Source organism: Paenibacillus thiaminolyticus (genome assembly GCF_003591545.1).
In the GTDB taxonomy this organism is placed as follows: Bacteria; Bacillota; Bacilli; order Paenibacillales; family Paenibacillaceae; genus Paenibacillus_B; species Paenibacillus_B thiaminolyticus_A.
The window spans coordinates 164,892-171,018 of record NZ_QYZD01000009.1; the positions used below are offsets into that span (position 1 = coordinate 164,892).

6 protein-coding genes are annotated in these 6,127 nt (G+C 58.5%); 5 read left to right on the forward strand and 1 reads right to left on the reverse strand.

Going from position 1 to position 6,127, the window contains the following annotated elements; genetic code table 11:
• The first annotated feature begins 12 nt into the window (after positions 1–12).
• The 5 genes from DQX05_RS12575 (at position 13) to DQX05_RS12595 (ending at position 5,712) form a co-directional block, all read left to right on the forward strand.
• Complete coding sequence (locus tag DQX05_RS12575) at positions 13–936, forward strand: ABC transporter ATP-binding protein (protein ID WP_119793976.1); 924 nt, start codon at positions 13–15, stop codon at positions 934–936.
• Positions 929–1,627, forward strand: coding sequence for an ABC transporter permease (locus DQX05_RS12580; RefSeq protein WP_119793977.1), 699 nt, complete (start codon positions 929–931; stop codon positions 1,625–1,627). Before DQX05_RS12575 ends, DQX05_RS12580 begins: the two co-directional genes overlap by 8 nt.
• A 245-nt stretch (positions 1,628–1,872) precedes the next feature.
• Entirely contained in the window at positions 1,873–2,832 is a 960-nt protein-coding gene (locus DQX05_RS12585; RefSeq protein WP_119793978.1) for an AAA family ATPase, read from the forward strand.
• Between the two features lie 5 nt (positions 2,833–2,837).
• Positions 2,838–3,956: a DUF58 domain-containing protein gene (locus DQX05_RS12590; RefSeq protein ID WP_119793979.1), complete on the forward strand. Its 1,119-nt coding sequence runs from the start codon at positions 2,838–2,840 to the stop codon at positions 3,954–3,956.
• Positions 3,946–5,712: a hypothetical protein gene (locus tag DQX05_RS12595; RefSeq protein ID WP_119793980.1), complete on the forward strand. Its 1,767-nt coding sequence runs from the start codon at positions 3,946–3,948 to the stop codon at positions 5,710–5,712. Before DQX05_RS12590 ends, DQX05_RS12595 begins: the two co-directional genes overlap by 11 nt.
• A gap of 177 nt (positions 5,713–5,889) precedes the next feature.
• Here DQX05_RS12595 and DQX05_RS31405 read toward each other — a convergent pair.
• Positions 5,890–6,127: hypothetical protein (locus tag DQX05_RS31405; RefSeq protein WP_220483173.1), on the reverse strand; the 238-nt coding region annotated here is incomplete at its 5' end.

Genomic DNA, 6,127 nt, shown 5'->3' on the forward strand with positions numbered 1-6,127 from the left:
GGAGTGTGAGTGATGACCTATGCATTGCGAACCTATCGGGTCACCAAAAGCTATCAAGGCAATGAAGTCGTGTCGGAAGTCAGCATAAATATCCGGCGGGGTGAAATCTATGGATTTCTCGGGCCGAATGGCGCCGGCAAGACGACGTTGATGAAAATGATGACGAATCTGGTCAAGCCGACCAGCGGCGAGATCGAGGTTCTCGGGCAGAAGCTGACGGACACGTCCTTTGAACTGCTCGGACGGATGGGATCGATTATCGAATATCCGATTTTCTACGACAAGCTCACGGCGCGCGAGAATCTGGATTTGCACTGCGAATATATGGGCTATCATGATAAAAAGGCGATTGACGAGGCGCTCGAGCTGGTCAATCTGCACGGCATCGACAAAAAAATGGTCAAGGACTTCTCCCTCGGGATGAAGCAGCGGCTCGGCATTGCCCGCGCCATTACGACGAAGCCGGAGCTGCTCCTGCTCGACGAGCCGATTAACGGACTCGATCCGATCGGCATCAAGGAGCTAAGGGATCTATTCCGGATGCTGTCCCGCGAATACGGGATTACACTGCTCATTTCAAGCCATATGCTGGGGGAGATTGAGCAGATGGCCGATACGATCGGCGTCATCAATCACGGCAAGCTGCTCGCGGAGGTGGCGATGGCGGAAGTAAGGGAGCAGAACGCCGCCTATATCGAGATCGTCACGACCAACAGCCAGCATGCGGTGTTCGTGCTGGAGAACCGGATGAACCTTACGAACCTGCGGCTGATGAACGAGCAGGTCATTCGGATTTACGATACGGATTTGCCGCAGAATGAGATTGCGAAGAAGCTGATCATGAACGATGTCATTATCGAATCGATTCATAAGAAGAAACAGTCTCTGGAAGACTACTTCCTCACTTTATTGAACGGAGGCGGCATCCATGCGTAACTTGATGAGGCTGGAAATGAAAAAATACAAGATCGGGGGCTATATCCGCGGGGCCGTCATCGCCAGCGGCATCATTCTCCTTTTCATGGTGCTCGTCAGCTTCGTGCAGAAGATGGATGAGGGCACTCCTGCCTTCACCAGCCTGCTTGAAGCGTTCGACTTCAGCGTCACGATCGTGCGGAGCACCTTCATTGTGTTCGCGGCGGTGCTGCTCTCGCGCTTCGTCATCGAGGAATTCCGGAGCAAGTCAATCACCGTGCTATTCATGTACCCGATCAGCCGCAAGCGTCTTATCGCGGCTAAGCTGGCGATTGTCGTCGTCTTCACGTTCTGTGCCATCATCCTGTCCACCCTGTTCGTGACAAGCGGCTATTATCTCTTGAACCGGTGGCTCGATCTGGTGCCGGGGAGCCTGCCGGTATCGGCGCTCGCCTCCCAGGGCTTGAAGGCCTTCATCAATGCAATCGCCGCCAGCGGCATGGGGCTGATCCCGCTGTTCTTCGGGATGCGGAAGCATTCTGTCGCGGCGACCATCGTCTCTTCGATTCTGATGATCGCGATTATCTCCTCCAACACCAATGGGTTCTCGCTAGGGTCGATCATCTTCATCCCTCTGGCCTTGGCGGTCATCGGCGGGCTAATCGCTTACTTCACCATCCGCAATATTGACCGTGTCGATGTGACGACATAACTAGGAAGGAACGCGGCCAGGAGACTGCGTTCTTCTTGGCGTAATCTCTCCGCTGAACGCCGGATGCGGCCAGGTCTATTTCCCTTAACCTCAGTTCCCTCCGTACTCCTTTTCCATTTCCCTTAAACTTCAGATCCCCCGTTCGCTTGCCATTGCCGCCCCTGTACAGGGTTAACGTAGCCGAGCCCTCCAAAAAAGGGTAACATAGAAGCAGTAACCACGACGGAAACGAGGTGCTTCGATCTATGGACTTATCCCGTATTCATACGCTTGCCCAAGCCATTAAACGCAATGTGCAGCAGGTTATCGTCGGCAAGGACGAAACGCTGGACCGCATCTTCGTCGCCCTGTTCACCGGCGGCCACGTGCTGCTGGAGGACGTTCCGGGCACAGGCAAGACGCTGCTCGCCAAATCCGTCGCCAAGTCAATCGACGGCACCTTCAAGCGCATTCAATTCACGCCCGATCTGCTGCCTACCGATCTGATCGGAATGAATGTGTACAACCAGAAGCGGGGCGAATTCGAGTTCCGGCCGGGCCCGGTTTTCACCAACCTGCTGCTCGCTGACGAGATTAACCGGGCGACGCCGCGCACCCAGTCCAGCCTGCTGGAATGTATGGAAGAGCGTCAGGTCAGCATCGACGGTGTCACGATGCAGCTCGAAGAGCCGTTCATCGTGCTGGCGACGCAGAACCCGCTCGACAACTTCGGCACCTTCCCGCTGCCAGAGGCCCAGTTGGACCGCTTCATGCTGAAGCTGAAGCTTGGATATCCGACGTTCGAGGAAGGACTGCGCATTCTCTCCCGCTTCCGCACTGAGGATCCGATACAGGAGCTTGCCCCGGTGGCGACGCGGGAGGACATCAAGGCGGCCCGGACCGGGTATACTCAGGTCCATGTTGACGATGCCATCCTCGAATATGTGCTCGGCATTGTCGAGCGGACGCGCAGCCACCCGGACATCGCGCTGGGCGCCAGCCCGCGGGCCAGCCAGGCGCTGCTTCGCGCCGTACAGGCCTTTGCCGTCATTCGCGGGCGGGATTACGTGTCGCCGGACGATGTGAAGGCGATGGCCGCTCCTGTGCTGGCGCATCGCCTGCTGCTTCACCATGCGGCTGGATCGCGGGACGATCAAGCTGAATCGGTCCTGGCCCAGATCGTAAGCCAGGTGCCGGTTCCGGCTGAACCCCCTACGACGGAGTGACGCCTATGCCGCTGCATTGGTTGATTGTGTTTCTCGGCCTTGCGCTGGCTGCGCAAGGCATGCTGTATAGACGCTGGGCGTTGCGGCGGGTTTCTTATACCCGCACCTTTTCGAAGCAGAAGCTGTTCGCCGGCGAGACGGTGGAGATGACGGAGACGATTGGCAATGACAAGCTGCTGCCGCTGCCTTGGGTCCGGCTCGAGTCGATGATTCCGAGCGCCCTTCGCTTCGGGAAGCAGCATAATCTGGAGATGGACGTCGGGGAGCTCTCACAGAACCATCGAAGCTTGTTCGCGTTGAAGCCGTATACCCGCGTCATTCGCCGTCATCAGATTACATGCGTGAAGCGGGGAATCTACCGGCTGGACAGCGTCACGATGACGGCTGGCGATCCGTTCGGCGTGTTCGATGCGGTCCGCCGCATTCCGCTGGGCCTGGAGCTGACCGTATATCCGGCGCTCATCCCTCTGGATCAGCTTCCGCTCTCGACGAAGAGCTGGATTGGGGATATTCCGGTCCGCCGCTGGATCTTGGAGGATCCGTTCTGGAAATCAGGCGTCCGGCCGTACCGTCCGGGCGATGCGCTCAAATCGGTGCATTGGAAGGCGACAGCCCGCACGAACAGTCTTCAAGTGCACAAGTTCGATTACACGGCCGACCGCAAGCTGATGATTCTGGTCAATTTCGAGACATCGGACGGGATGTGGTCGAAGGTGACGGTTCCGGAGCAGGTCGAGAAGGCGCTGTCTTACGCAGCCTCCATCGCCCATGCGACGGTACACCAGGGGATGGAGACGGGGGTTAGCTGCAACGGAAGCCAGCCCGGCCATGCCAGAGGGACCGCGTTGACCTTTCCGCCCGGAGCGGGAACGCCGCATTTGCACCAGCTATTCGAATGGATGGCGAAGCTGGAGCTGGAGCTGACGATGACGTTCGCCACCTTCCTCGCGCAATGGGAGCTGACAGGGGATACCGACTATATTATCGTGACGCCGCTCCCGCCTTCCCGCCAGGCGGAAGCGATCGCGAACCGGATGCGCATGCGCGGCAGCGCCGTGGAATGGCTCGTGCTGCCGAAGCCCGTTACGAAGCCGGAGGATGAGGAGGTGCGCCATGCTCAATAGCCTGACTAAGGGGCTGGACCGGAGCCAGAATCAGAGCCAGGGATCGAATCGGGAAGGCGGGCAGAATCGGAGCGGGAGCGGGGATCTGAACTGTGAAAGCAGTCGGGAACTGAACCGCGAAGGAAGCCGGGTGCCGAACCGCGAAGGAAGCTTGGAACGGAACCAGGACTTCAATCGGGAAGGCGTCCGGGAACTGAACCCGGAACGGAACCGGGACTTCAACCGGGGAGGCGTCCAGGAACGGAACCCGGGACGGAACCAGAAGGGTAGCCAAGGTTGGCATTGGAGACAGGGGCGACACTTCGGGATTTCGCTGCTGCGTGCTCTGCTCGATTATCTTATCCTGTACCCGGTCTTGCTACTGATCAGCGTGTATGCGGCACCCGATGTGGCGGGACCTCAGCTGTGGTATGTTCTATGGCCGGCCTGTGCGGCGATGGGGACGGCGCTCCAGTCTGCGGCGCGCTTCAAGCGGCTTCGCCTCTGGCTGCTGCTGTTGTTCATGGCCGGCAGCGCCGCGCTGGCAACTGTAGTGCCGCTTGGGCTGCCGATTATAGCGGTGTATGCGGCAGGCTTTATCGTGTTTGCACGAGGGATGTCGGCTGTGGCGAACCGGTCAGCGTTCGGAGATACCGTACATTGGAACTGGGCAGCGCTCGGCATCTATTTTCTCGTGTTCGCGCTCTCCTTCTTCCGCCCGGAGCTGCGTACGCTGCAGCCGCATTTGGCCGCTGTCGGCGTACTCTTCGTCTTCGGAACGCTCTGGCAGCTGAACTGGGGGCAGCTGAACAAGGCCAATTACAGCGTGGAGGCCCGCGGCTCCGTTCCGGCCCAGGTGATGCGCCTTAATGCGTCCTATGTCATCCTGTTTTTCCTTGCGCTGGTGCTGATTGTCGCCTTTACCTTCGGCTCGGCGATGGATACGCTGCTGGAGTGGACGCGCATGCTGCTCGGCTGGCTGTTCTCGGGGAGTGAGAACGTCGCCGTGGACGAGCCTCCGCCGCCGCAGTCCGCACCGCCAATGCCTCTATTCGGGGCTGATGCGAATGCCGAGCCAAGTCTGTTCTGGACGCTGCTTGAGCGTCTCATCACCGTCGTCTTCTGGGTCGCCCTGGCTGTCGGGGCGCTGGCCGGAGCCTGGTTCCTGCTGCGCTTCCTGATGAGGAAGCTGTTCCCGCAGGCCTGGGAAGTGCTGCTGCGTTTTTTTTGCAAGCGGGAAGCGGATCCGGAGGTGGCGGACTATGTCGACGAGCAATCCTCCACATTCGAATGGGAAAAGCTTCGCCGACGCGTCATGAAGCCGTTGGCGCAGACCGCACTCCGCTGGCGCCGGGAGCGCTATGACGACCTGAAGACGAATCGCGAGCGGGTCCGCTTCCTGTACCGGGAGCGGCTGCGCCAGGCGATCGGGACAGGGTATGAGTCCAACCCGAGCCGCACGCCGAAGGAGACGATGGAGCATCTTCGGCAGTGGGAGCAGGAGCCAGAGCACAGTCAAGGCGGTGAGGGCAAGCCGGGTGAGGCGTACACCGGAGCTGTCGAGAGCGAGTTAGGTGAGGCATACACCGGAGCCGTCGAGAGCGAGCTAGGCGAGGCGTACACGGAAGCAGGCGAGAGCGAGCTGGGCGAGGCATACACGGAAGCCGTCGAGAGCGAGTTAGGCATGGCGTACACTGAAGCCCGATACGGGAAGCGCGACGTTCCGGACGAGACGGTGGAGCGGCTGGCCCGCTACATACGCGGCGGTACGAAGTGAGGCGAATTTATTGCAAAGGGGAGCCTTGGGGGCAATGTCATTAAGTTTGGCCTTTGGGGCTCTCTTTTGCTTATGAAATTCCTGCTATTTTACATCAATTTTGGTGCATAAAGAGTGAATTTGGGAAAAATTCTGCAGAATTACATCAATTCACTTCGAAAAGTGCCGATCATGCGATTATGGCGTGAAATTGGTGCATATTTGCAGGATTACCTTGCGCCAATAACTTCCCCCGTGAAAAAGCTGCACTTTTACAGTATTTTTGGCGGGAAAACACGAATAGCTTGCATCACAAGCCAGGATATGGAGTGGAACAGGCGCCAATGTATACCATTGTATACCCAGTGTTACTTTAGCTCCAGCAAGCACTAGCAGACACCCGCCACACCAGCGACCACGAGCAAGCACTAGCAGA

Excerpts from the sequence above, each read along its gene's own strand:
- DQX05_RS12585 (WP_119793978.1), top strand. The coding sequence starts at position 1,873 with ATGGACTTATCCCGTATTCATACGCTTGCCCAAGCCATTAAACGCAAT.
- DQX05_RS12595 (WP_119793980.1), top strand. The coding sequence starts at position 3,946 with ATGCTCAATAGCCTGACTAAGGGGCTGGACCGGAGCCAGAATCAGAGC.
- DQX05_RS12590 (WP_119793979.1), top strand. The coding sequence starts at position 2,838 with ATGCCGCTGCATTGGTTGATTGTGTTTCTCGGCCTTGCGCTGGCTGCG.
- DQX05_RS12575 (WP_119793976.1), top strand. The coding sequence starts at position 13 with ATGACCTATGCATTGCGAACCTATCGGGTCACCAAAAGCTATCAAGGC.
- DQX05_RS12580 (WP_119793977.1), top strand. The coding sequence starts at position 929 with ATGCGTAACTTGATGAGGCTGGAAATGAAAAAATACAAGATCGGGGGC.